The 25,183-nt window shown below is 43.6% G+C and carries 18 protein-coding genes and 1 pseudogene; 18 read left to right on the forward strand and 1 reads right to left on the reverse strand.

Annotation, left to right across the window (positions count from 1 at the left end):
* Positions 1-154: 154 nt before the first annotated feature.
* The gene (locus ACFQV5_RS01390; RefSeq protein ID WP_379242855.1) at positions 155-1,186 is read right to left on the reverse strand and encodes a LacI family DNA-binding transcriptional regulator; all 1,032 of its coding nucleotides are present in this window, start codon (positions 1,184-1,186) and stop codon (positions 155-157) included.
* A gap of 326 nt (positions 1,187-1,512) precedes the next feature.
* Between ACFQV5_RS01390 and ACFQV5_RS01395 the strand changes: the two genes are divergently transcribed.
* The 18 genes and pseudogenes from ACFQV5_RS01395 (at position 1,513) to ACFQV5_RS01480 (ending at position 25,013) form a co-directional block, all read left to right on the forward strand.
* Positions 1,513-2,859: an ABC transporter substrate-binding protein gene (locus tag ACFQV5_RS01395; protein ID WP_379242857.1), complete on the forward strand. Its 1,347-nt coding sequence runs from the start codon at positions 1,513-1,515 to the stop codon at positions 2,857-2,859.
* Positions 2,860-2,999: 140 nt separating this feature from the next.
* Positions 3,000-3,890 (forward strand): carbohydrate ABC transporter permease, encoded by an 891-nt coding sequence (locus ACFQV5_RS01400; RefSeq protein ID WP_379242859.1) that lies wholly within the window; start codon positions 3,000-3,002, stop codon positions 3,888-3,890.
* Positions 3,890-4,726, forward strand: coding sequence for a carbohydrate ABC transporter permease (locus tag ACFQV5_RS01405; RefSeq protein ID WP_379242861.1), 837 nt, complete (start codon positions 3,890-3,892; stop codon positions 4,724-4,726). Before ACFQV5_RS01400 ends, ACFQV5_RS01405 begins: the two co-directional genes overlap by 1 nt.
* A gap of 84 nt (positions 4,727-4,810) precedes the next feature.
* Complete coding sequence (locus tag ACFQV5_RS01410) at positions 4,811-8,041, forward strand: cellobiose phosphorylase (RefSeq protein WP_379242863.1); 3,231 nt, start codon at positions 4,811-4,813, stop codon at positions 8,039-8,041.
* 61 nt (positions 8,042-8,102) lie between these two features.
* Positions 8,103-10,853: a GH36-type glycosyl hydrolase domain-containing protein gene (locus tag ACFQV5_RS01415; protein WP_379242865.1), complete on the forward strand. Its 2,751-nt coding sequence runs from the start codon at positions 8,103-8,105 to the stop codon at positions 10,851-10,853.
* 97 nt (positions 10,854-10,950) lie between these two features.
* Positions 10,951-11,844: a hypothetical protein gene (locus ACFQV5_RS01420; RefSeq protein WP_379242867.1), complete on the forward strand. Its 894-nt coding sequence runs from the start codon at positions 10,951-10,953 to the stop codon at positions 11,842-11,844.
* A gap of 190 nt (positions 11,845-12,034) precedes the next feature.
* Positions 12,035-12,412, forward strand: a complete 378-nt coding sequence (locus ACFQV5_RS01425; protein WP_379242869.1) for a hypothetical protein — start codon at positions 12,035-12,037, stop codon at positions 12,410-12,412.
* 218 nt (positions 12,413-12,630) lie between these two features.
* A complete protein-coding gene (locus ACFQV5_RS01430) occupies positions 12,631-13,287 on the forward strand; it encodes a TetR/AcrR family transcriptional regulator (protein ID WP_379242871.1) in 657 nt (218 codons plus the stop codon).
* 64 nt (positions 13,288-13,351) lie between these two features.
* A complete protein-coding gene (locus tag ACFQV5_RS01435; protein ID WP_379242873.1) occupies positions 13,352-15,664 on the forward strand; it encodes an ABC transporter permease in 2,313 nt (770 codons plus the stop codon).
* Between the two features lie 4 nt (positions 15,665-15,668).
* Positions 15,669-16,428, forward strand: a pseudogene (locus tag ACFQV5_RS01440) (ABC transporter ATP-binding protein).
* Between the two features lie 212 nt (positions 16,429-16,640).
* Entirely contained in the window at positions 16,641-16,817 is a 177-nt protein-coding gene (locus tag ACFQV5_RS01445) for a hypothetical protein (RefSeq protein WP_379242875.1), read from the forward strand.
* Positions 16,810-17,397 (forward strand): ATPase, encoded by a 588-nt coding sequence (locus tag ACFQV5_RS01450; RefSeq protein WP_379242877.1) that lies wholly within the window; start codon positions 16,810-16,812, stop codon positions 17,395-17,397. The genes ACFQV5_RS01445 and ACFQV5_RS01450 overlap by 8 nt, the downstream gene beginning before the upstream one ends.
* A 169-nt stretch (positions 17,398-17,566) precedes the next feature.
* Positions 17,567-17,929, forward strand: a complete 363-nt coding sequence (locus tag ACFQV5_RS01455) for a BlaI/MecI/CopY family transcriptional regulator (protein WP_379242879.1) — start codon at positions 17,567-17,569, stop codon at positions 17,927-17,929.
* Positions 17,930-17,931: 2 nt separating this feature from the next.
* On the forward strand, positions 17,932-19,710 hold the full coding sequence (locus tag ACFQV5_RS01460) for a M56 family metallopeptidase (RefSeq protein ID WP_379242881.1): 1,779 nt from the start codon (positions 17,932-17,934) through the stop codon (positions 19,708-19,710).
* A 170-nt stretch (positions 19,711-19,880) separates the two neighbouring features.
* On the forward strand, positions 19,881-21,203 hold the full coding sequence (locus ACFQV5_RS01465; RefSeq protein ID WP_379242883.1) for an EndoU domain-containing protein: 1,323 nt from the start codon (positions 19,881-19,883) through the stop codon (positions 21,201-21,203).
* Between the two features lie 11 nt (positions 21,204-21,214).
* Complete coding sequence (cdiI, locus tag ACFQV5_RS01470) at positions 21,215-21,589, forward strand: ribonuclease toxin immunity protein CdiI (RefSeq protein WP_379242885.1); 375 nt, start codon at positions 21,215-21,217, stop codon at positions 21,587-21,589.
* 392 nt (positions 21,590-21,981) lie between these two features.
* Positions 21,982-22,686: an ABC transporter ATP-binding protein gene (locus tag ACFQV5_RS01475; RefSeq protein ID WP_379242887.1), complete on the forward strand. Its 705-nt coding sequence runs from the start codon at positions 21,982-21,984 to the stop codon at positions 22,684-22,686.
* A 2-nt stretch (positions 22,687-22,688) separates the two neighbouring features.
* Positions 22,689-25,013 (forward strand): ABC transporter permease, encoded by a 2,325-nt coding sequence (locus tag ACFQV5_RS01480; protein WP_379242889.1) that lies wholly within the window; start codon positions 22,689-22,691, stop codon positions 25,011-25,013.
* The last annotated feature ends 170 nt before the right edge of the window (positions 25,014-25,183 follow it).

Below are 25,183 nucleotides of genomic sequence, written 5' to 3' on the forward strand. Positions count from 1 at the left end.
TAAAAAACCTTGAGGGGTGATGACCCTTCAAGGTTTTTTTATAATGCAAACCATATACAAAACAACTGCTAACGCAAGAATTGCGCGCAAAAAAAGGCCCGCTAATCAAGAGATAACTTAGAGTATCTCTTGGTTAGCGGGTCTTATCAGTGATCTAGCCTTGCATTTCTGAATAGAGACCGTAGCTGCCACTGTGGTTGCCACAGGAATTACGAATTACAAGTTCAGGTTCTACAACAAATGAACTCATACTTGATTGATTGTTGATGAGATCGTACAGCATTAAGGCGGAGAGAATACCGAGTTTCTCTTTATTCTGCCTCATGGTTGTCAGTGAGGGCTGTACATATTTGCAGGCTTCGATATCATCACAACCAATAATGGCGATATCATCCGGAATCTTGAGGTTATGTTCTTCAATTGCTCTCATGGCACCGATAGCGAGCAGATCGGAAGCGGCAAATATCGCACGAGGCAATGTCTCAGCCTGCAGAATTTGCTTCATCGCATCATAACCACTCTGTTCGAAAAAGTCCGAACCGTTCACAAACCAATCTGGGTTAATTGTTAAACCTAAAGCTTCCATCGCATCGCGGTAACCTGATTCCCGAATATTCGAAATACTGGATAAGGTCGAACTGCCGATATAACCTAAATCTCGGTATCCCTTCAGGTAGAAATGCTCGACAACTTTCGAAGTCAGTTTGTAATTATCGGACATAATATGCCCGGAATTCTTACCTGTAAGCTTGATATCTACGCCAAGACAAGGGATATCACTCTGATCCAATGCATCTATAGACGGTTCAAGATCTTGACCGGAGATAATGATGCAGCCAGCCACCTGATAAGCTTGACAGCGTAACAGATAGTCACTTTCTTCGTCTCCGCCCTTCGTGTTTGTTAAGAACAGTAAGTCATACCCAAGAGACCCCATCTGCTTCTTAAATGAATTTAGCACTTCACTGAAGAAGGGGTGAGTAAAATCAACATTCTGCTTACCCGCAAAGATAACAACAATTAAGTTAGATTTTTTTAGAGAAGGCGTGGGTGTGTAACCGTTCTTACGCATGATCTCAAGGACACGGTTCCTTGTTTCTTCGGAAACGTCACTATAATTATTAATAATTTTCGAAACGGTGGACAATGAAACGCCCGCCATCTGAGCTATAGTCTTATTATTCACAGTGAAAGCCCCTTCGTCGAATGTATTTTCGTAGAAAAAGCTGTAATAAGCTTAATGAAAAAAATGAACTTACGAAAAATATTTCGTAAATTAATTGTATGTTGTTTATATATAGAAGTCAATGTTTTTCAAATGTGATAAAACCCTCTTTACAAGAACAAAAAGTGGTGTAATAATAGGTTTGCGAAACTATTTCGGAAACATTTATCATTTTGACGAAAAAGATTTCGTTGTAACTAGTGAGAAAGCATAGATTAAAACGAAAACGTTTTCGGAAAGTTTCGGAAAATTAGTTAATCACTTAGATAAACTGGGGGGTAAATGTCATGTTAAAAAAACTGTCTGCGCTGTTGCTCGCATCCTCGCTCGTTGTAGGTTTGACAGCATGCGGGGGAAGCGACGAATCGGGTGATTCTGGATCAACCGCGACTGGAGAGAAAAAAGTAATCAAAATGCTTCACTGGAAGCAAAGCAATGTTAATGCGGTGATTGAAGACATCAACAAACAGTTTGAAGAGAAATACCCAGAGTACAAAATCGAGTATATAACTACAGGGCCTAATGATGAATACAAACAAGCAAGTCGTACGCGCATTACCGCTGGCGATGTAGATATCTTCGCTGATTTGTCAGGTATGAGACTTTCGCCGAAAGAATGGACTCCTGGTGCAAAGGTGCCGGATTGGCAGCAATGGATTGATTCTGGTCTCATCGCAGATTTGACGGGACAAGAGTTCATTAAAAACTATGAGCCAACGGATATCGAACAAGCTGGTACTTACAACGATAAAGTATACGGCATTCCAACCGGTAAAGTTGTGATGTCTGGTATCTTCTATAATAAAGACATTTTCGCTCAATATGGTTTGGAAGTTCCAACAACCTGGAGCGAATTTATCGAAGTATGTGAGACATTGAAAGCGAACGGCGTGACTCCAATCGGTATGGCTGGTAAAGATGTATGGCCTCTTAAAATGCCAGCATTCGGTTTGCAAGCGCATATCCTTGGCGGCGGCGACCAAGAGAAATTTATCGAAGGTGTATGGAAGGGGACTTCTAAGTTTACAGATCCAGATGCGGTAGAAGTACTGGAGAAAATGAAAACGATTCAAGATAAATACACTATCGACGGATTTATGGGTATTGACTACGGCACAATTCCTTCTTACTTTGCAACAGGTAAAGTAGCAATGATGCCGAACGGTTCTTGGGAAGCTCCAACAGTTGAGGCTGCTAATCCTGAATTGAACTATGGTTATTTCCCAATTCCGGCAACAGAAGATGCTGACGTGAACAAATCTCTGGTTGGTAAATATGATATGACTTGGTATGTAGCAGAGAATGGTAAGAACAAGGAAGGCGCAATTAAATGGCTTGAGTTCTTCTCACAACCGGAAGTTTACTCTCAATTCGTTAAAGCAGCAGGTTTCTTGCCTACAATGCCAGATGTGAAAACAGACAGCAAGTTCTTTGATGAAGAAGTAATGCCATATATGGAAGGTTTCCAATTGGCTTATGAAATCTTGATGATTAACCGTGAAAATGTCGGCGAGCACTTGGCTGCAGAAGGTGTGCATACAGAGTACTTGGCTCCAGGCGGTGAGTTCAAGACTGCGAAGGAACTAGCAGAGGTTCAACAAAAAGAATGGGACGCTGCTGCACCTAAGCAATAGTTTTTGGACAATGTCTTGTATGGGGCCTGAACATTACTTGTTCAGGCCTTGTATATTTCAGGTCACAGATATGAAGAGCTATCGGTTTGGTGAACTTTGAAGAGCTAGAATCGTGAATTAGGAATTGCGAGGTGTCCTTTATGTATCCATTCGGAAGAGGCGTTAAGCGTTTAATGCCTTATCTGCTGCTATTCATCCCGTTTTTGTTATACGTGGTGTTTTATGCAGGGCCGTCCATCATGACGGTAATCTATTCCTTTACAGATATGAAGAATATTCCGGGTTCTGAAGTTAATTTTGTTGGCTTAGAAAATTATAAAAGCTTGTTGTTTTCAGGTAACTCAGGTGAACGCTGGGCCTCTATAGGTCGTTCATTATACTTTATGTTTATTGTAACGATTCTGCAAAATGGTATTGCGCTGCTTGTTGCTGTCGTTATTAACCAGAAGCTAAGAGGGGATAAGATTTATCGTGCTGTCTTCTTCCTACCTGTTGTGCTCGGTGTAGCGGTAGTAGCTTTGATCTGGTCCCTTATGTTTGATCCGATCAGCGGACCGGTTCAACAATTATATGGTTTATTCGGGTATAAGGATACGTTCTTCGGAAGTTTTACGAACGCCTTTAACTATATCATCTTCGTACAGATCTGGATGTATATGGGGTATTCCATGCTGATTTTCCTCGCAGGTCTGCAATCTGTGCCTAAAGATCTGTATGAAGCTGGACATATTGATGGAACGAATCGCTGGCAATCTTTCCGCAGCATAACGTTCCCGCTTATCGCACCTTCTTTCACTGTAAATATGCTTCTATCGATTATCGGTGCGATGCAGACATTCGATATTATTCTTGCTACTACAGATGGTAACTTCAACACGCGGACAATGGCTTATGACGTTTATAAAGAAACGTTCCGCGGCAGCCTCGATATGGGTCTACCAGCCGCCTTGTCTGTGCTGCAATTCCTTGTTGTCTTGGTCTTTGTTGTTGTTGCAGTTAAACAAATGCGTAAGCGGGAGGTGGAATATTAATGAAGAGATCAAAATCAGTCAACATTCTGTCCTATTCATTAATCGCGATTTTGCTCATCATTTATGTGATTCCACTCCTGTTCGTATTCAATGTATCGTTTAAATCGTTTAATGAGTATTTGCTTGATCCGCTCGGATTCGTTCAGAATATCAACTTTTCTAACTATACCGAAGCATGGAAACAAGGTAATTTCTCGAATTATTTCGTAAATAGCTTGCTGTATACGGGTACTTCTACCGTATTTACGATTCTGATTTCACTTTTCGCTGCGTTCCCTATAGCGCGTGGCTATGTGAAGTGGGGCGGACTCATTTACTTTTTCTTTATCATGTCTCAATTTTTGCCGAATCCGATGGTATCACAGTTTAAACTGATGCTGTTCTTCAAAGATCACCTGCCATTTATGGGGTATGACTCTCAGCTCGGTTATATCCTGCTTAAAACATCAGGTACGGGTGTCGTATTTATGATGTTCGTAGGTTACATCAAGTCCATTAGTCGTGATCTGGATGAAGCTGCAGGTATGGATGGCTGTGGGTATAGCCGTTATCTTCTTCAGATTGCATTGCCGCTTATGAAACCCATCATTGCAACAGGGGTAATCTTGACAGCGATCGCTACATGGAATGACTTTGTTGGGCCGATCATGTACTTGTCCAGCCCTGAGAACTGGCCGATTACTGCGGGCCTTAAAGAATTCAAAGGACAGTACGGAAACAACTGGCCACTGCTTGCATGCGGAATTACGATCGTTGCTGCACCGCTCATCGTACTTTATGTATTTATTCAAAAGTACATCGTAGATGGAGCATTAGCTGGAGCCGTTAAGTCGTAGGAATACGACTTGCGGTTCTCTCTATGTTACTGAACATTCGCATGTAGAGACATGCATATTTTGAATGTGAAGGAGAAGATCTAAATGAATCAGCGGTACACATTTGATGATCAAGGACGTTTTGTGATAACAGGTTATAACCGGTTGAAGCCGTTTGCATCCTTTTTGCCAGGATTAGCGGGTTTGAAAGGAAAGCCGCTCTGGAGCTTCTATGTTAATCGAGGCCAAGGGATTGCAAGCTTTGGGGTACAGGATAAGGATGGTGCCATTCTGGAGTTCCAACCGGCTAACAAATCTTATCAAGCTGTGCCACTACAAGGTTTTCGTACGTTTATTAAGCTTGATGGTCAAGTACATGAGCCTTTTTCTTATCAGAACGGATCAGGTTCAGTGCAAGAGCAAATGACGATTGAAGCGAATACACTGCAGATTGAATCTATTGATGAAGCTAAAGGGATCGCGGTGAAGGTGACTTACTTTATCCTGCCGAACGAATCTTTTGCTGCACTGGTTCGTCAAGTGACGATTCAAAACCTGAATTCCGAAGCGAAGAAGATTGAAGTGATCGATGGATTGCCAGGAATTCTGCCTTACGGCTTGTCGAATGCGGCATATAAGGAGCTTGGCCACACGCTGAAGAGCTGGATGGAAGTTTATAATCTGGAACAGAACATTCCGTATTATAAACTGCGCGCCAGCACAGCGGATTCCGCTGAGGTTACAGGCATTGAGGGCGGGCATTTCATGCTGTCCTTCGGTGATGATGGTGTGAAAGAACAAGTATTGTCTCCGATTGTGGATGCAGAACTTGTATTTGGAAGTAACAGCTCTTTGATCACAGCTGACAGCTTCAGTGATGCATCTCTTCAGGAGTTATGGAGTAGACCGCAAGTAACGACAAATAAAGTACCAAGCAGCTTTGCGACAGTAGATGCGACTCTTCCAGCGGGGGGCAAGTATGAGGTGTATACCCTCATCGGGCATGTGCATGATGTCGAGCATATCAATGCAAGACAAGCGGAACTCGTTAGCCGCGAATACATTGCGCAGAAGTTGAATGAAGCACGCGAGTTAACGGAGCAACTGACGAATGTCATCGCAACGAAGTCCGCGGACCCGCGTTTTGATGCGTATTGCCGTCAGTGTTATATGGATAATGCGCTTCGCGGCGGACATCCGATTATGCTGGACAGCGGCAATCCGGAAGAACCGTTTGTCTATCATGTGTACTCCAGAAAGCATGGGGATTTGGAGCGGGATTATAACTTTTTCTCCGTTGCACCGAGCTATTATTCACAAGGAAACGGCAACTTCCGGGATGCGAACCAGAACCGCCGGAGCGATACGTTAATGAATCCGGATGTGAAGGATTTCAACGTGAAAATGTTCATGAATTTTATCCAAGCTGACGGTTACAATCCGCTTGTTATTCAAGGATGCAGCTTCCATTTAAACGATAACGCGACGCAAAGATGGATGTCACGGGTAAGCGAACAAGATCGGGAGAAGGTCTCAAGCTTCTTAAGCTGTTCGTTCACACCAGGCGGACTGCTCGGATTTATCGAGAATGAGGCTATTGGATTAACGATAGATGCAGAATCATTCTTGTTCGAAGTGTTGTCTGAATCGGAGCAATATGCAGAAGCTGTATTCGGTGAAGGATACTGGATTGATCACTGGACCTATAATATGGATCTGATTGAGAGCTATTTGTCCGTATATCCAGATCGAAAAGAACAGCTGCTGTTTGATGATCAATCTTATATGTATTACGACAGTCCTGCTGACGTTCTTCCACGTGATGAGAAGACGGTACTTACGGACGGTAAGGTTCGAAGATACGGAGCTGTGCGTGAGAGCGAAGAGAAAGAACATCTGCTTAATGCTCGCAAGAACCTCAAGACATGGGTTCGGACACAGCAAGGGCATGGTGAAATATATAAGACTTGTCTATTTGAGAAATTAGTATCCCTCGCACTGCTGAAATTCGCCACCCTTGATCCGGAAGGGATTGGCGTGGAGATGGAAGCGAACAAACCAGGCTGGAATGATTCCCTGAATGGTTTGCCGGGATTATTCGCTTCAGGCTTCGGGGAATTGTGCGAGCTGCAGCGAGTGCTTTCCTTCATCGAACAGGTAGAGAGCCGTGAGCGGACAATCTCTGTTCCTGTAGAGCTGGCAAAGTTACTGGAAGAAGTTGAAGTTCTGCTGGATCGATATTTAGCTTCCTCTCAGGAGCCAGCGGATGCATTCAAGTACTGGGATCAGGTGTCTTGTGCGCGTGAAGCTTACCGCGAGAAAGTTCGTTTTGGCTTCGATGGGGAGTTAAGCGAGCTTGCGGTTTCTGATATCAAGCGGGCTATCCATAAATTCCTGAATCATGTAGAGCGGGGAATCGCCAAAGGCCTAGAAATCGGCAATGGCGTATATCCAACGTATTTTGCATATGAGGCTGTGGATTATGAACCTGTAACCGACTCGCATAAAGGGCCGCGGGTGAATCCAAAAGGGCAGCCTTTCGTAAGAGTAACTTCATTCCGCAGAGTAGACTTGCCATACTTCCTGGAAGGACCTGTACGTGCGATGAAGACAATATCGGATGCTGAAAGCAAACGTGATCTCTATCAGCGTATCCAAGAGACAGAACTGTATGATCGCAAGCTTCAAATGTACAGAGTAAATGCCTCTTTGGCTGAGACGACTCCGGAGATTGGACGCTCCAGAGCATTTACACCAGGCTGGCTAGAGAACGGATCTGTATTCTTGCATATGTCATACAAATATCTATTGGAGTTATTGAAGGGAGAGCTTTATAACGAGTTCTTCACTGAGATTAAGCATGGCCTTGTACCATTCTTGGACCCGGCCGTCTATGGGCGGAGTACGCTTGAGAACAGTTCTTTTATTGCGAGCAGTGTAAATCCTGATCCATCACTGCATGGAACAGGATTTGTTGCTCGTCTAAGCGGATCTACAGCTGAGTTCATCTCCATGTGGAATCTGATGATGTGGGGTAAACATCCATTCGTGATGCAGGAAGGACAACTTCAGCTTCAGCTCCAGCCGGTGCTGCCAGCTTGGTTGTTCGATGATAACGATAAGATCCAAGCGGTATTCTTGGGCGAGATTGAGGTTGTCTATCATAATCCTTCAAGAAAAAATACGTTTGGTGAGCACGCTGCTAAGGTATCCGATATGGTGTTGACGCTTATGGATGGCCGGACGATTCATGTAGCGGGTAGCGTTTTGAATGAGGAACATGCTCTACTTGTGCGTAATCGGGAAGTGCGCCGAATCGAAGTTACATTACAATAACGGATTAATTATAAGGCAATAAATTGAGTCAGGTTTAGCTGAGTCGAAGGGACGGGGAAATATGACACAGAAGAAACCAACAGCAGGTTGGACATTTACAGGAAAGCATGGAGAATTCCAGTTAGCGAATCCTGATCGAAGCAGTTATCTTTATTTTCCGCTTGTGAACGAGGCGGGGATGATGTCGTCCATTACACCAACATGGCATGGTGATAGTAAGGCGGATCAGAACTCGTTCCTGTTAGCGCCTGTATCCTCTGAGGATCTGCACAATTCCCGGGCAGCACGTAATTTCTGGGTATATGTAGACGGCAAGGGAGCTTGGTCTGCTGCCGGGAACTCGGCAAGTCAGATCGCTTCCCGTACCGGGAATGTAGATGAGGCAGATGAGGTACACTTGGAGGCTGGATTACTCTGGCATCGCGTTACACGTCAGAATAAGAAATTCGGTATCCGTGCCGAAGCGACGAGTTTCGTACCTATGACGGACGACAAAGTCGAGCTTATGCAAGTGAAACTTACGAATGTAAGTGACGAGGAGATACGGGTAACTCCAACGGCGGCGATTCCATTCTACGCGCGCTCGGCAGATGATATTCGTGATCACAGGCATGTAACATCCTTGCTCCATCGTACGTATACGATGAATCATGGTGTTGAGGTGCAACCGACATTATCTTTCGATGAGCGTGGACACCGGGTGAATGAAACTGCATATTCTGTTCTTGGTAGTGAAGCCGATGGAACAGCTCCGGTTGGATATTTCCCAATTGGGGAAGAGTTCATTGGCGAAGGAGGCAGCTTTGACTGGCCTGAAGCTATTGTAACGAATGCGGAGCCGCATGAGACAAGCGGTGCTGAGATTGACGGGTATGAGTCTGTAGGAGCGCTGCGCTTTAAAGATCGTATCCTCGCACCAGGTGAATCGGCAAGCTATGTGATCGCCATGGCGATTACGGATGGACGCGTGAATGAAGCACGGTATGTGCAAGATTATCTGTCTGCGGCACGTTTTGAAGCGCTACTCGAGGATAATAAACAATTCTGGCAAGCGAAAGTCGGAACGGTAGAATTCCATTCTGGAGATTCCAATCATGACGAGTGGATGAAATGGGTAACACTGCAGCCAGTATTACGCCGACTTTATGGGTGCTCCTTCCTGCCGCATCACGATTATGGCCGTGGTGGCCGCGGTTGGCGTGATCTGTGGCAGGATTGTCTGGCGCTGCTCATTATGGAGCCAAAGGATGTACGTAATCTCCTGTGGAATAACTACGCAGGTGTGCGTATGGATGGCAGTAATGCAACCATTATCGGATCTGCACCAGGGGAATTCCGCGCAGACCGCAACAATATCCCGAGGGTATGGATGGATCATGGCGCATGGCCGTTCTTGACAACGAAGCTGTATCTGGATCAGAGCGGTGATACCGAATTCCTGTTCGAACAACAGACTTATTTCAAGGATGCCTTCGTGAAGCGTGCGAAAGCGCGTGATGATAGATGGACTCCTGAGTCGGGACAGCAGCTGAAGACGGCAGATGGAAATGTATATACAGGTACAATTCTTGAGCATATATTAATCCAGAATGTAATTCCGTTCTACCATGTGGGCGCGCACAATAATATTTTGCTTGAAGGCGCAGACTGGAACGATGGTCTGGATATGGCGACGAAGCTGGGCGAGAGCGTTGCATTTACTGCATTTTATGCCGGCAATCTGAAGGATTTAAGCGACATGCTGCTGCAAGTGAAACAAATGACGGGGTTGAGCCATGTAGAGATCAACGAAGAGATGTTGGATTTGTTAGATACATTGACAGCGGAGAAGATTGATTATGCATCGGTAGCAGCCAAGCGCAATCGCTTGGAGCGTTATTACAATACGGTACTGACAACGGTAAGCGGGGTTAAAGTGTCGGTTGATATCGAGCAGCTGGCTGCAGATCTAATGAATAAAGCGGACTGGATGATCTCCCATCTTCGTCAGAATGAATGGATTCAGAATAGCGAAGGTTATAGCTGGTTCAACGGCTACTACAATAATGACGGTGAACGCGTTGAGGGTGATACTCCGGAGGGTGTGCGTATGACCTTGACTGGACAAGTATTCCCGATCATGAGCGGTGTCGCAACGGAAGATCAAGTTCGCGAGACAGCTCGAGCGGTAGATCAATACTTGAAGGATGAGAAGATTGGCTATCGGTTAAACTCGCGTTTTGGCGGTATTCAGCAGAACTTGGGCCGTGCTTTCGGTTTTGCTTTCGGTCACAAAGAGAATGGTGCGATGTTCAGCCATATGACGGTTATGTATGCGAATGCGTTATATAAGCGCGGCTTTGTTCATGAAGGCCGGATCGTGCTTAAGTCGGTATACGACCTTAGCAGTGACTTTGAAACCAGCCGGATCTATCCTGGAATTCCGGAGTACATCAATGCGAAAGGCCGTGGTATGTATCACTTCCTAACAGGCTCGGCCAGCTGGTTATTGCTCACGGAACTAACGGAAGTCTTCGGCGTAAAAGGGAAGCTTGGCAAATTGCTTCTGGAACCGAAGCTTGTAGTGGAGCAGTTTGACGGTAATGGAGAAGCATCCGTGGAAACGCTGTTCGCTGACAAGAAACTACGGATCATTTATCGTAATGCAGGCAAACTCGATTATGGACAGTATCGTGCGCAAGAAGTGAAGCTGAATGGTGAGACGATCTCTTGCACGGCTGCAGGACATGGCTGCGTACTAGATCGTGAGCTAATCGATGCCTTGGCAGATGATCAGCTCCATACGGTAGAAGTTACACTTTCCGCTAGATAAGTCATGACATGATAGGATATGAAACCCTGGCCGGAGCAAGAATAGCCAGGGTTTCACGTTTTAATTGCTTAATTCGAAGTACAAATGGGGCATAACTATGGGACATATTTTAAAGAATGACAGACTATCTGTAGAGATCGCTTCTATAGGAGAAGCTTATCGTGGAACACGATTTGATTGGACGGGTTTTATTACGCAGGTGAGCTGGAGGGATGAGCAGGATGGAATGCATACCTTCTGTGTTCCTGAAAGCTTGACTCCCGGTGAGGGTACAGGCGGAGAAGGTCTGTGCAACGAGTTCGGTATTTTTGATCCGATCGGTTATGATGAGGCGCTTCCCGGAGACAAGTTCCCGAAGCTTGGTGTCGGCCAGCTGACCCGAATTGATGAAGCAGACTATGACTTCGCACGTACGTATCCGGCTGAACCTTATCGCATGGAGGAGGATGTGACAGCGCAAGCGGCCACTTATAAAGTCCACGCTGAGGATTGTAATGGTTATGCTGCTCTGTATACCAAGACAATTCACATAAAGGACTCCAGACTGATTCTGGAGTATCAGCTTCATAACACAGGAGTGAAACCGATTATGACACATGAATATGTGCATAACTTCATTCGTGTAGATCAGCATTCCATCGGTCCGGATTATGAGCTAACCCTTCCAGAAGTGATGAAGGCACAAGATATGGAGCAGGAATACACGCCGTCTGTACTGCGTACTCAGGATATGAAGGTATCGTGGAACGAGGTTCCGAGCCAGCCCTTCTATGGGCAATTGCCTGAGGTCAGCACGGTGACCGGTCCAACTTGGGAGCTTGTACACCTGCCAAGCGGTGTAGGTATTCGGGAGCGAGATAACTTCCCTATCGCCTCCATGGCATTATGGGGAGAAGGGCATGTTGTCTCGCCGGAGGTCTTCGTCAAGATTGCGATTCAGCCTGGCGAGAGCCAGAGCTGGATACGGGAATATGAGTTTTTTAAGAAGTAGGTTGTTTATCGCGTTACTTGTAGCTTATGAGTAAGCGAGGTGAGCATTAAGAAGTTTGTCTTTGAGCCTTGGGATACATGTTGTGCTGCACATATAATGCTGTCAAAAACATCAGGCTGTCGAGAAAATCTCGACAGCCTGATGTTTTCTTATTCCAGTGCTCTTTAACGTTACGTTAATTGCAAGCGCGATGAGCCCAATAATGGGGTTGTTGTTATCTAAAGCGGATAACAGCAATGATGTGCAAGGAAACCAACAATCCGTACAGACACAAGTCAAACAGAATGACAAACAGGAAGTAAATCAGGAAGACAAAGAACCTGTAAAAGAAGAGACGAGCCATGATCAATGGTCTTCATTACCTGAATATGACACCATTATGCAGAATATCGATTTGAAGGACGTTATCTTCAAAACACTGACGGACAATGAAGGCAAACGTATTCTTCTACTGTCGGACGAAGATGGTAGAGAGAAGTATAAGAGCATATTTATCAAGAAAACGAATCGTCTTAAAATCATTAAGATCGATGGAGAAGGACAAATCTTCAATGGAGTACTAAAATAGTAGATAGTAGGTCGAACGGCTGTGTTGTAGATGACTATGGATTCAGAAGGAGCAACCTTTAAGAGGTTGCTCTTTTTTTATAATAACTTATCCAAGCTTCTCTCCGTAAGTGCGATAACATCACCTAACAACAACATATCGCCCTTGACGATAAGGAAAAACATGGTATTATCTAACTAACAGACAGACAGTCGGTCTATTCGAGGAGGGGGATAAAGATGAGGATTGTCAAAGAAGCTGAGGAACGTATAAATGAAATACTTGATGCGGCAGATGAGCTTTTTTTTCAGAAGGGCTTTGACGGCACAAGCACCAACGATATTCTTGCAAAGGTTGGGATTGCGCGGGGAACTTTGTATCATCACTTCAAGTCGAAGGAAGATATTATGGATGCGCTGATCGATCGGTATAAGGTTCGGATGTTAGATGCTGCGCAGGAAATTGCCGCTAACAAGAACATTCCTGTAGTTGAGCGAATTATCGCTGTAGTTATGTCATTGAACATAAGCGGCGGAAGCAGCGCGGAAATTATGGAGCATATTCATAAACCCCAGAATGCACTTATGCATCAGAAAATACAAAAAGTCATCATCAGCGGAGTTACGCCTATTCTCGCAGGAATCATCCGTGAAGGCATTGAGCAGGGACTGTTTAACACCCCGTTTCCATATGAATGTATGGAAATGGTTGTGATCTATGCGAATACGGTTTTTGATGATGATTATGTTGAAATGACGAACGAAGAGCTTGCTGCACGTATGCATGCATTTATTTTCAATATTGAAAGAATGCTAGGAGTCGAACAAGGGAGCCTCATGCACACCATGAAGATGTTTGACAACAAGAATGGCGGAGATGGCGATAGCCATGAATAGTGACAGGAATCCATTCGGTAATTTTTTCTTTTATGGTGGATGAGTTTGAGGACAGAGGTGGCTTATGTATTTTCGAATAATGCGCAATGATATTTTAAAGAGCAAGGCGGTTACGCTGGCAACCGTGATATTTGTCTCTGCCGCTGCCATGCTTGTTTCTCTCGCGGCAATCCTCGTCGTCAATCTATCAGGCGCGCTGGATATGCTGATGACACAAGCGAAAACTCCGCATTTTATGCAGATGCACTCGGGTGAAGTGGATACGGCACGGCTTACATCATTTGCCGATCAGAATAGCAATGTCGACGAATACCAGGTGGTCGAATTTCTTAATATAGACGGTGCCCGGATTATTCTGGGCGGTCATTCTCTTGCGAGCAGTGTTCAGGATAACGGATTTAGCATACAGAGTGAGAAATTTGATTATCTGCTTGATCTTGACGGCAACAAGATAAGCGTCTCCGACGGAGAACTTTATGTTCCAATAAGCTATATGAAGGATAACACCACAAAGGTTGGTGACAAGGCGTCTGTAGCCGGTAAGGAATTTACCGTGGCGGGATTTCTTCGCGATTCGCAGATGAATTCTGCACTCGCCTCTTCCAAGAGATTTCTCCTCAGTCCAAATGATTACACAGAAATACAAAGCCTTGGCAGCACGGAGTATCTGATAGAGTTCAGGCTAAAGGACATGTCGGAGCTCGGCGCATTCGAAACGGCTTATGCCTCTGCAGGTCTTGAAGCCAACGGCCCAACCATTACATATCCGCTGTTAAAAATGATCAATGCACTTTCTGACGGCATGATGATCGCAGTGATCCTTCTGGTAAGTATTCTTATCGTTGCCATCGCATTTATGTGCATACGCTTTACGCTCCTTGCAAAGATCGAAGAAGATGTTCGCGAGATCGGAGTGATGAAGGCCATAGGGCTGCGAGTTTCCGATATCAAGAATATGTATCTTGCGAAATACGCTGTATTAGCGGCTGCAGGCAGTATTATTGGTTTTGTACTTTCGCTTATGTTTAAAGGTATGCTTCTTGAGAATATACGCCTTTATATGGGGGATAGCGGGAATTCATCTCTTGCCTCACTGTTTGGATTTATCGGCATACTACTTATATTCCTAGCCATCATAGCCTATGTAAATGGAGTGCTGAGACGCTTTCGGACCATATCTGCTGCGGAAGCTATTCGTTATGGCACTTCACAGGAAAGAAACACCGGCGCGAAGCGGTTTAGCTTGAGCGGAAACAGATGGTTTAGCACTAATATTTTTCTCGGCATAAAAGATGTTCTTGCAAGAAAAAGGCTTTACACGACAATGCTTGTGATTCTTGTGATTTCGGCATTTATCATGATTGTTCCACAGAACCTGTACAACACGATTTCATCGAAAAGCTTCATTCAATATATGGGGATTGGAACTTATGATATGCGGATGGATGTTCAGCAGACAGATCAGATCTCTGCAAAAACAACTGAAATCGAAAACCATAGTGACAGTGCCATTTCCAAATATGCCGTTTTAACCACAAAAACATTCAAAGTAAAAACAGAGAGCGGTTCAGAGGAAAATATAAAAATTGAACTCGGAGATCATTCGATATTTCCTATATTTTATTCCAAAGGCGAAGCACCTATTGCAGAAACTGAAATTGCCCTTTCGGCATTAAACGCCGATGAACTGGGCAAAAAGGTCGGCGATCGCCTTACGCTGGTGATTGAGGGAGTAGATAAAACGTTAACGGTAAGCGGAATTTACTCTGACATTACGAATGGTGGCAAGACCGCAAAGGCTGTGTTTACCGATCATACAGCAGACATCATGTGGTCTGTGATTTGCGCAGAGCTTTCAGATCAGTCGCTTGTAGCCAACAAAACGTCAGAATATGCGGACAAATTTACTTATGCAAAGGTCTCAGATATTGATGAATTTGTTGCCCAGACATTCGGCTCGACAATAAGTTCTGTCAAAAAGGCATCCTTCGCTTCCGTTGTGGTTGCGTTAGTTATAACGCTGCTCATAACCTTGCTGTTTATGAAGCTGCTAGTCGCGAAAGACAGATATTCCATCGCCGTAATGAAAGTGTTCGGTTTTACAAGCTCGGATATAAGGACGCAGTATATTTCACGGTCGGTTTTTGTCCTCATTGTCGGAATGGTTCTGGGTACACTTCTGGCTAACACGGTTGGAGAGCTGATAGCGGGTGCGGTGATTTCCTCCTTTGGAGCGTCGGTATTTACTTTTTCGATCAATCCACTTTCAGCGTATCTGCTTATTCCATTGATGATGATTGGTTCGGTACTTATCGCAACGATCATCGGCATATCTGGCGTGGGACACATAAAAATTTCCGAGAATATGAAGGAGTAGGCATATGAAGAAGATGATTATCGGTGACCATATTGTAAAATCTTTCGGCGAGGGCGATGAAAAGCGTAATGTTCTAGATGGCGTATCCGTTGAAATAAACGAGGGAGAGTTCGTTGCCGTTATGGGTCCTTCGGGTTCAGGAAAATCAACGCTAATGTTTTGCACTCAGCGGTACGGATGGCGTGGATAGCGGAACCATTGTGGTCGACGGACAGGATTTATCGACCATTGGAGAGAATGAGCTTTCAGATCTACGCCGAACAACCATGGGGTTTGTATTCCAGCAGCCGACGATGCTTAAGAATCTAAATATCCTCGACAACATCATTCTTCCAGCCATGCGTGACAACCGAAAGAATGTAGCGAAAATTTCGGAGAAAGCAAGAGGGCTTATGAACAGGGTAGGCATTGCAGAGCTTGAAAAGCGTGATATAACGCAAGTTTCGGGAGGTCAGCTTCAGCGTGCGGGTATATGCCGAGCGCTTATGAACAATCCGAGAATTATTTTTGGTGACGAGCCTACGGGTGCGCTCAATTCCAAATCCGCACAGGAGATTATGGACATATTATCGGAAATCAATGCGGAGGGTACTGCCGTAATGCTTGTAACGCATGACGCCAAAGTCGCGGCGCGGACAGAGCGTATTATGTTTATGCGGGACGGAATCATCGTAAGCCAACTGAAGCTTCCGAAGTTTGAAGGAACGGATATGGATGGAAGGGTTGAGGAAGTAACGGAGAAGATGCGGGAGATCGGGATTTGATCGTCTGGATTAAATAGATTATCTTAATAAAGACCTTCCTTTGGACGGTTTTTTTCTATACAATAGGGGCGAAGTTGCCTCGTGGGTTGATACATTAAATGGGGTAAATCAGCTTTATGTATTTTTGCAACTGAGCTTACTTAGCCAAAAGTTTATTGTGTTATAATTAATGTATATTTTTGCAGATACTAAGTTATAGGATGGTGAAACATATGAATCAAATTAAAGACCTCCAAAAACTTATTAAACTCACTGGTGATCGCGCTAAGTTGGATGCTAAGGCTAACGAGACATACATTGTTTATAAAACCGCAGAAGGCCGGATTGTAAAGGAATATAATGACGGTCACGTTATTCCAGTAACCGAGCAGGAAACACCTCATGAATGAATTGTTACCGATGATGTACATTTTTGCCGGGAACAATGGAAGCGGGAAAAGTACGATTCGGAACCTCATTGTCGATAGGCTCGGAATCAGTGTTAATATTGATCCCGATGCTTTAGCTCGAGCAATCGATTCGATTCATCCTGAAAGCCGTAAAATATCGGCAGGGAAAGAAGCCATTAAACTAGCCAAAGATTGTATTCGAAACAGACGCGATTTTTCAGTTGAAACTACACTGGCTGGAGGTAATGCCATCCGTCTTATGCGTGATGCCAAGGCCAATGGATTCGAAGTTACAATGTTTTATGTCGGTTTAGGCGACTATCATTTGAATTTGGAGAGAGTGGCAGTGCGAGTTAAGAACGGTGGACATCATATCCCTTCTGAAGATATCATAAGGAGGCATGAAACATCGATTCAAAATTTACTCTCTCATCTTGAGTTAATTGATCATTTAATTGTGATTGATAATAGTTTATCGGAGGGAAGAATTGTTCTGGGAGCAGACGATGGTTCAATAACTTATCGATCGGACTCCATTCCTTCTTGGATTGAATGCATTGTGCAAAAGATCGATACATAGCAAGAACAGCCATGTAATTAGAGCTGTTCTTTTTTTCTGTCTTTTTTGTGAGTAAGGTTGTAAGTTAGATAATAATCGCCTTTAAGAAAGTTATTGACTTCCCGGTCTATAGGTCGTAGACTTATAAATCAATGAGGTCGATAACATATAGACCAAAGGAGGTGCTGTCATGAAAGAATACACACTGACCGAAAGTGAAGAGAAGTTCGCAGATATTATCTGGCGGAATGAGCCGATCGGCTCCGGAGATCTGGTGAAGCTATGTGAGGACGAGATGAATTGGAAAAAGTCCACTACGTATACTGTTTTGAAAAAACTATGTGAAAAAGAGATTTTTCGGAATAAAAACGCGGTGGTTACGTCTTTAATCCATAAGGATGAATATGATGCTAAACAAAGTCAACGTTTCGTTGAAGACACCTTCGGAGGTTCGTTACCTAAATTCTTAACAGCCTTCATGGGCACGAAGAAATTAAGCAAACGCCAGGCTGATGAATTAAAGAAGTTAATTGATGAACACAAGGAGGATTAGAAATGCTTGAGCTGTTTCTTACGACATTAAACATGAGTCTGACAGCCAGTTATGTCATCCTCTTTGTGATCCTTGCCAGACTCCTGTTGAAAAAGGCGCCAAAAATCATCTCCTATGCCTTATGGAGTGCAGCTGCATTCCGTCTTGTATTTCCATTCTCATTCGAAAGTATGTTCAGCCTGTTCCCCCGAAGCACGAATAATTCGGTCATCCCGCCTAAGATCATCCAGCAATCAAGTCCTCTGATGGATAGCGGCATTACGGCGGTTAGTTCGCTGGTAAGGGGGACGTTTCCTGCCGTTGATTCCGGAACAAGACTTAACTCTCTGTTGATGTATGCCAATATAGGGGCCTTTATCTGGATTGTTGGAGCAGCAGTACTGCTCCTTTACAGTGTAGGATCGGTTGTGATCTTAAAGAGACAACTTAAACATGCGCGGTGGATAGAGCAGAATATTTATGAAGCTAACAATTTGAAAACACCATTTGTGCTTGGTCTGGTAAGACCTAAGATTTATCTACCTATGGGAATGAGTATGGAGGAGAAAAAGTATATCCTCCTTCACGAACAGACGCATATCCGGCGTAAGGACCATATCATTAAAGCGCTAGCTTTCATCATATTATCCTTCCACTGGTTTAATCCACTGGTGTGGATCGCGTTTATTCTTATGAGCACAGATATGGAGCTGTCCTGTGATGAACAGGTACTGAAGAAGATGGACGCAGATGTGAAGAAGCCTTATGCGGCTTCCTTATTATCGCTTGCTGTTGGAAAGCATATCATGAACGGAAGTCCGCTTGCTTTTGGTGAGGGGAGCATAAAAGCAAGGATTAAAAATGTTCTTAAATACAAGCGGCCAAGGTCTTGGGTAATGGCATTCTCCATTATTTTTGTAATCGCCATTGGTATTGGGCTTATCGCTAATCCGAAAACGACTATATTAACAAAGGCAGAAGAGTCACTCTTACCGGAGAAGATCGAGGTCCACGAGGAGCTGTGGAAAGCCCACACCCCGTATATTGGGAATGCCTCCGCGGTTGGAAAGCTGATTGGCTTGCTGACTATGCCAAGCGATGTGCAGTACGACCACATGGAACTGAAGACAAGTGAACGGCCATATGAAGTTAAAATAGTGTACTCTGCTTCTTCCGAGGTGTTAGATTCGTATAACAAGCAAGAAGGGAATCGTTTGAGCCCGTTCTTTAACAATGCGCTGCTCCTGCTTTCCCTGATTGATAATGCAGACGGTGTTCAGATAACCCTGACAGATGGTGACCGTGAAGTAAACTTTACGTATGGACTGGAGTGGGCGAATTCCACGGTTGGAGAAGACATCAAAAACTATGCCGATACTCCTGAGAAGCTGAAAGAGCTTATAAACCTTGAACCAGCACAACAAAATGTGGATAAGATCAGTAGTTATCTGATGGAAGAGAGCCAGCGTGTCTTTTCTCCATATTATGAGCTGCAGAATTTTATCATATCGGATTATAAGGAAGAAATGATTGATGGGATTGTGGAGGCTACTTTCTCCTATAAGATAAACTATAAGAACTATGATAGAGACCCGGATACCGTGAAGTATATTAAAGATGCCAAAGAGAGCGGCAACAAGCATTATCAGCAGTTATACGATGAGTATCTGGAGACCAAAGAAATGAATTTTTATTTTAAAGTGAAGATGGATCAGGATGGTGGAATGACTCTATTTAGCGCTAATCCTGCTATAAATGAAAGATGGGATGAAATACAGATGTCTGATTTTATACTTAAATAAAGTAGGAGCTTAGATAGAGTATATGAGGATGCCTCGCGGAAGCGGGGTATTTTTTTATATCGGTATGAAACTGATTACAGGACAAAAATCAATAAATTCAGGACCTTGGAATGTTTTCCATTTATTTGTAATTGGGTATAATCTGTTTAGCGAATAATGGAGTGATATATATGTCCAAAATCCTGGTTCCACCCGAGGTGTTGATGCAAGTCGCTGAGAAGTTCCGTTTAGAGTCTCTGCAAATGGAATGGAGAATAAGTTCACTGGACCATCAAATGGATACCATGCTGATGTGGGAAGGGACGACGAGGCAGAATTTTTTTGATAATTATAAAAAAGCCCGCAGTGATATGACCAAAACGATTGAACATATGACATCCATTAGTGATGAACTAAAAGCTATAGCTGATAGATTTAAATTAGTAGATGAAGAGCTATTACCTCTTGCTCTGGTAGGCAGCAAAGAGGAGCCTAAGGGTTGGATGGAAGAGACCTGGGACAGCTTGAAAGAGTTAGGAAACGGAATCATGGCCGCTTCTAATGAGAGATATGATAAACGGTATTCTTCAGTCTGGAGCTTTTTAGATTATTGGACAGCTGGTATACCGAAAGGTGCGTACCAAGGGTATGTTGAAAGAGCCGATAAGTTATTTGATTCCCGGAATGACTTCGCGAATGGTATGACCTTTGGAATACACGGAACCATTAGAGAAGCCATACTTCCTAAAAATGCTTGGTCTACAGAACATGTTGCTAATATGATTGGAGCAGCAGGAATTGTTGCCGGAGTAACAGTACCTCTTATGAGACCGAAAGATGTATTGAGTCCATCTGTTAAATATGATGTTGGAAATGGTAAGAAAGGATTGAAGCATGATTCGGGTGGAGATGGAGGGGGAGCGCCGAAGAGGGTTGAGGGGCCGGGTGAAGGGACGTCAAAAGCTACAAATAGTAGTGCAATAAGTGAATATGTTAGCGAAGTTGAAAAACTGCAAAGACCATATGATCATTTAGTTAACGTGGATGGAATTAAGAGAGGGGGTAGACCAGGAATAACTGGTGGCCATAACATTGGTAATTTTTATAAAGCTTTAGAAGAGGACGCAAATAAGTATGGATTGAATGTCGAAAGGGATTACATTGTAGGTGTACCAAAGAAACACTCTATTGAAGGGATATATGAGGTGGAGTATCAGATCCCATCCTTGCAACGAAATGAATTAGATAGAAGTATTTTTGAACCGATAAAGGACTCAGAAGGCAATGTGGTAGGAAAGAGAGTCAATGATCCCAAAACAGTATACGATCCGAATATTATATCCGATGAAAAAATGTATAATTGGGGAAAAGCGGCATTAGAGCCACAGATACACGCTGGAAATGTGAAAAATGGAATAGTTAAAGGAGAATTAAACGGTTTGAAATTTATAGGATTCGTAGACGAAAACGGAAAAGTGAAGAATTTTTATCCTACTTTTGATTTTAGAAATTAAGGAGAGATAGTATGTACAAAATATTAATGACAAAAGAAGAAATAGATAGGTTGGTCGAATCTTATTTCTGGGTTATTGATTTTCCGAGAGCTTTAACATACTTCGGAGATCGTGAGAGACATGGTTATGGTTCAGGTCCGCTTGAGGTGCAATTTTCATCCTATCATGAGCCAGAAGAAGAATACTACATTGGTGACAAGAAAGTTTGCTTTATAGGAGAGCCTCCAGCTTATGATGAAGATGTGATGGCAATAATGGAGTATGGTGAATTTTATAACTATTTAATTTTTTATAGTGAAAAATATCTTGACGAACACCCGGAAGATAAATATAAGATTAATGATTTACTAGAAGTAATAAAGAAAAGATTGGATTTACATTCTTAACAAGATCGTACAATAAAAGCAGTAAAACAAACATTAAATGATTCAAACACTTGATAAATTTCATTAACATCCAAATATACCTTTCTGAGTTAGATCATGATTTCAAGCGAAGAACATTTTAGGGGATTTATCCATTTTGTTTGTACCCACATCCATTCTTGAATTTAATAACAAATTGCAATGTTATAACGGAGAGCCTTTAGGGGTTGCTCCGTTTTTTTGCGTTGAGAAGCACCATGACAACGGGTGAGCAAACTCCTTCTGGAGACCGAGCCGAAGATACATCGGCTGAGGGAAGTGATTTTATCTGACTTATATATGATGGAAAGAGCTGAAGCAAGCGGGAAGGTGAAACCAAGTTTCAAACAAATGATCAGGAGGAGATGGAAGAAGTGAATACATTAATCGAATTCAAAAACGTAACGAAAGAGTACAAGGTAGGTGAGGTGAGCATTAAGGCGCTTGCCGGGGTTGATTTTTCGATCTCAGAGGGAGAATTCGTTGTTATTCTGGGTGCCAGCGGTGCCGGTAAAAGCACGATCTTGAATATCCTTGGGGGGATGGATACGGCATCCTCGGGTCAGGTGCTGGTTGCTGGACAAGAAATTACAAGATGGAACGAGAAAAAATTAACCGAATACCGCGGTGAGCAGATTGGTTTTGTCTTTCAGTTTTACAACCTGATTCCGAATTTAAACGCACTGGAGAACGTTGAGTTCGCTGCGGAAGTATGTAAGAACCATCTGAATCCTAAGGATATTTTGCGTAAGGTTGGACTGAGCGATCGGATGAAGAACTTCCCTTCCCAGCTCTCTGGAGGAGAGCAGCAAAGGGTTGCAATCGCAAGAGCGGTGGCCAAGAATCCTCTGCTTCTGCTCTGTGATGAACCGACTGGAGCTTTGGATTATGTGACAGGAAAGTCTGTCCTAAAGCTTCTTCAAGATCTGAACAAGGACACGAAAAAGTGTGTCGTGGTGGTTACCCATAATTCGGCCATAACGCCAATGGCTGATAAAGTGATTCGGGTGAAAAGCGGAAGGATCGAGAGCATCACCCTGAATGAGAGAAAACAAAGCGTTGAAGGGATTGAGTGGTGATCATGAAGCTATTGATGAAATTATTCAGGGATATGAAGCAATCGATCGGACAGTTTATTGCTTTTGTATTGGTAATCGCCGTAGGGGCATTTTTCTATACGGGATTGGTCACGTATAGCGACAATCTTAGCGCTTATTCGAAAGCGTATTTTAAAGAACATAACTTAAGTGACCTGAATGTATATTACAGTCAGATGTCGGTTGAGGATGTGACCCGTTTAAGCCAAATAGATGGCATCCGTAAAATCGAAGGGCGTTACACACTGGAGGCGAAGCAAGCTGCTGAAGATGTGAAGGCTACGATAAAGATACATTCGATTCCAGATAATAATGAAATTAATACACCTAAGATGATTGAAGGCAGTATCCCGACACATAAGAATGAAATCCTAGTAGATTCCCATTATGCCGAGGAACATCAATATCATGTGGGGGATGTGTTCAGTCTAAGGGTGGATGACAAGGATATGACGTTCACCATTAGTGGATTGATTGAGAATGTTGAATATGCCAAGAAGAACGAAACCCAAGATCATAAAGCCTACGGATTCGCTTATATTGCCGAAGAGGCCATATCGGATATCGCAGACGGTTTCTATTATAATGAACTCATGATTGATGCTGTGGATGGTTACGATGTGAATAAGATAGGTCAATCGATTGAAGAACAGACCAGATCACTCCCGTACTTGAACCAGATAAGCAAAGAACGCTCTTTCAATTACGCTCAAATTACGCAGACGATACATAATAATAAACTGATGAGTATGGTTATACCGCTCGTGCTGTTTCTGATTGAAGCGGTGATCCTGTTTCTTACCATGTCGAGGATTATCGACTCGCAAAGGAACCAAGTGGGCATTATGAAGGCTTTGGGTGTGAACAATAGAAGTATCATGCTGCATTACATGGGGTATCCGGTGCTGGCAGGTATTATCGGTTCCATCCTGGGTTATGACATAGCCGCGTTTGTATTTATTCCGATGGTTACGACTTCGCTTGGAAATTCCTATTCCCTGCCTGACATTACATTCTCACTATCGTTATTCTCGATCATTCCCCCCATTCTATTCTCAAGTGCCTTCGGGATCTTGTCGTGTTACTTAAGTGGTAGAGCCATTTTGAAAGAACGTGCAGCCCAGGCCATGCGTCCGAAACCACCCAAGAAGATGAAGAAGATATTCATCGAAAGAATTCCAGGGATCTGGCGTCAACTTCCGTACAGCTATAAGATTATTTTGAGAAATATATTCCTGAATAAACAAAAAGCTATAGCGAGCTCCGTTGGTGTTGTGGTAAGTACGGTTCTATTGATCACGGCTTTTGGTACGCAGACGGCTCTGCTCAAAGTCGCCAACCAGACGGAAGAAGTGTATGGCTATGATCTAAGAGTAGACTATGCGCAGGGAACTTCTTCGGATAAGGTTCAGCTACCCTCTGGTATCACAGACCATTACGAGTTATCCACCTTTCCCGTTGAATTCATTAAGGGTGACAACCAAGAAAATGCCACGTTAGTGGTTACGGAACAGAACAACAACCTCATACATTTTTTTGACGATAATGACCAGCAGATATCTTTAGCTAATAACGGTGTGCTCGTCCCTAAATCTTACGCAGATAAGTACCATATAACCGAAGGTGATACGATTGAGCTTAAGTTCACAGCACCTGAGATGAACAATACATCGGTAGAGATGAAGGTCTTAGATATATCCACCCAGTATTCGAATCCGTCGTTCTATAGCACAGCAGAATATATACAGAGCTTCGGCATAGAGTTCGATCCAACCTCGCTGTTAGTGAAAACAGGTAGCTCTTCAGATCTGGTAAGCACGCGCAGCTTCTTCGAGCAAGATCAGCGTGTAGAGGCCATTGCCGACAGGAATGATCTAAGGGAGTTAGCTGAATACATGTTGAAGCAGAACAACTTCGTGTTCATTATGTTTATTATCTGTGCTGTCACCCTCTCCTTCGGCGCGATCTATACAATCTCTTCTATTAATATCTATGAAAGAAGTCGCGAGCTGGCGACCTTGAAGGTGCTTGGCTATCAGAAGAATAGAATAAACCGGCTTATCTTTTCCGAAAACCTCATCCTAACCGCCTTCGCGGTAATAGTAGCTTTACCGATCAGCGGTTATGTCTACGGCATTGTTGTAAAGGCGCTGTCGAGCTCCCATCAGCAGATTCCAGATCAACTAAATATGATTGTGATGCTGATCTCTGTTGTTCTGGCGTTCTTGCTTACGGTGCTTTCGAGTATGCTGCTGCGGAGGAAGGTGGAGCGGGTTGATATGATTGGGGCGTTGAAGGGGGTGGAGTGAGGGGGCAGATTGGAACTAACCTTTCCTTACTAGGTTTGTGACACTGTTGAATTTGATCGGAGTCCACTATCGTCCATTAGAATGCCTCGCGGAAGCGGGGTGTTTTTTTGTCTAGTTGACTCGGGGGAGCCGTCATCTGTTGACTTATGCAGGTGAATTTACTGGGAATG

This window comes from Paenibacillus sp. GCM10028914, from assembly GCF_042666275.1.
Classification (GTDB): Bacteria; Bacillota; Bacilli; order Paenibacillales; family Paenibacillaceae; genus Paenibacillus_AQ.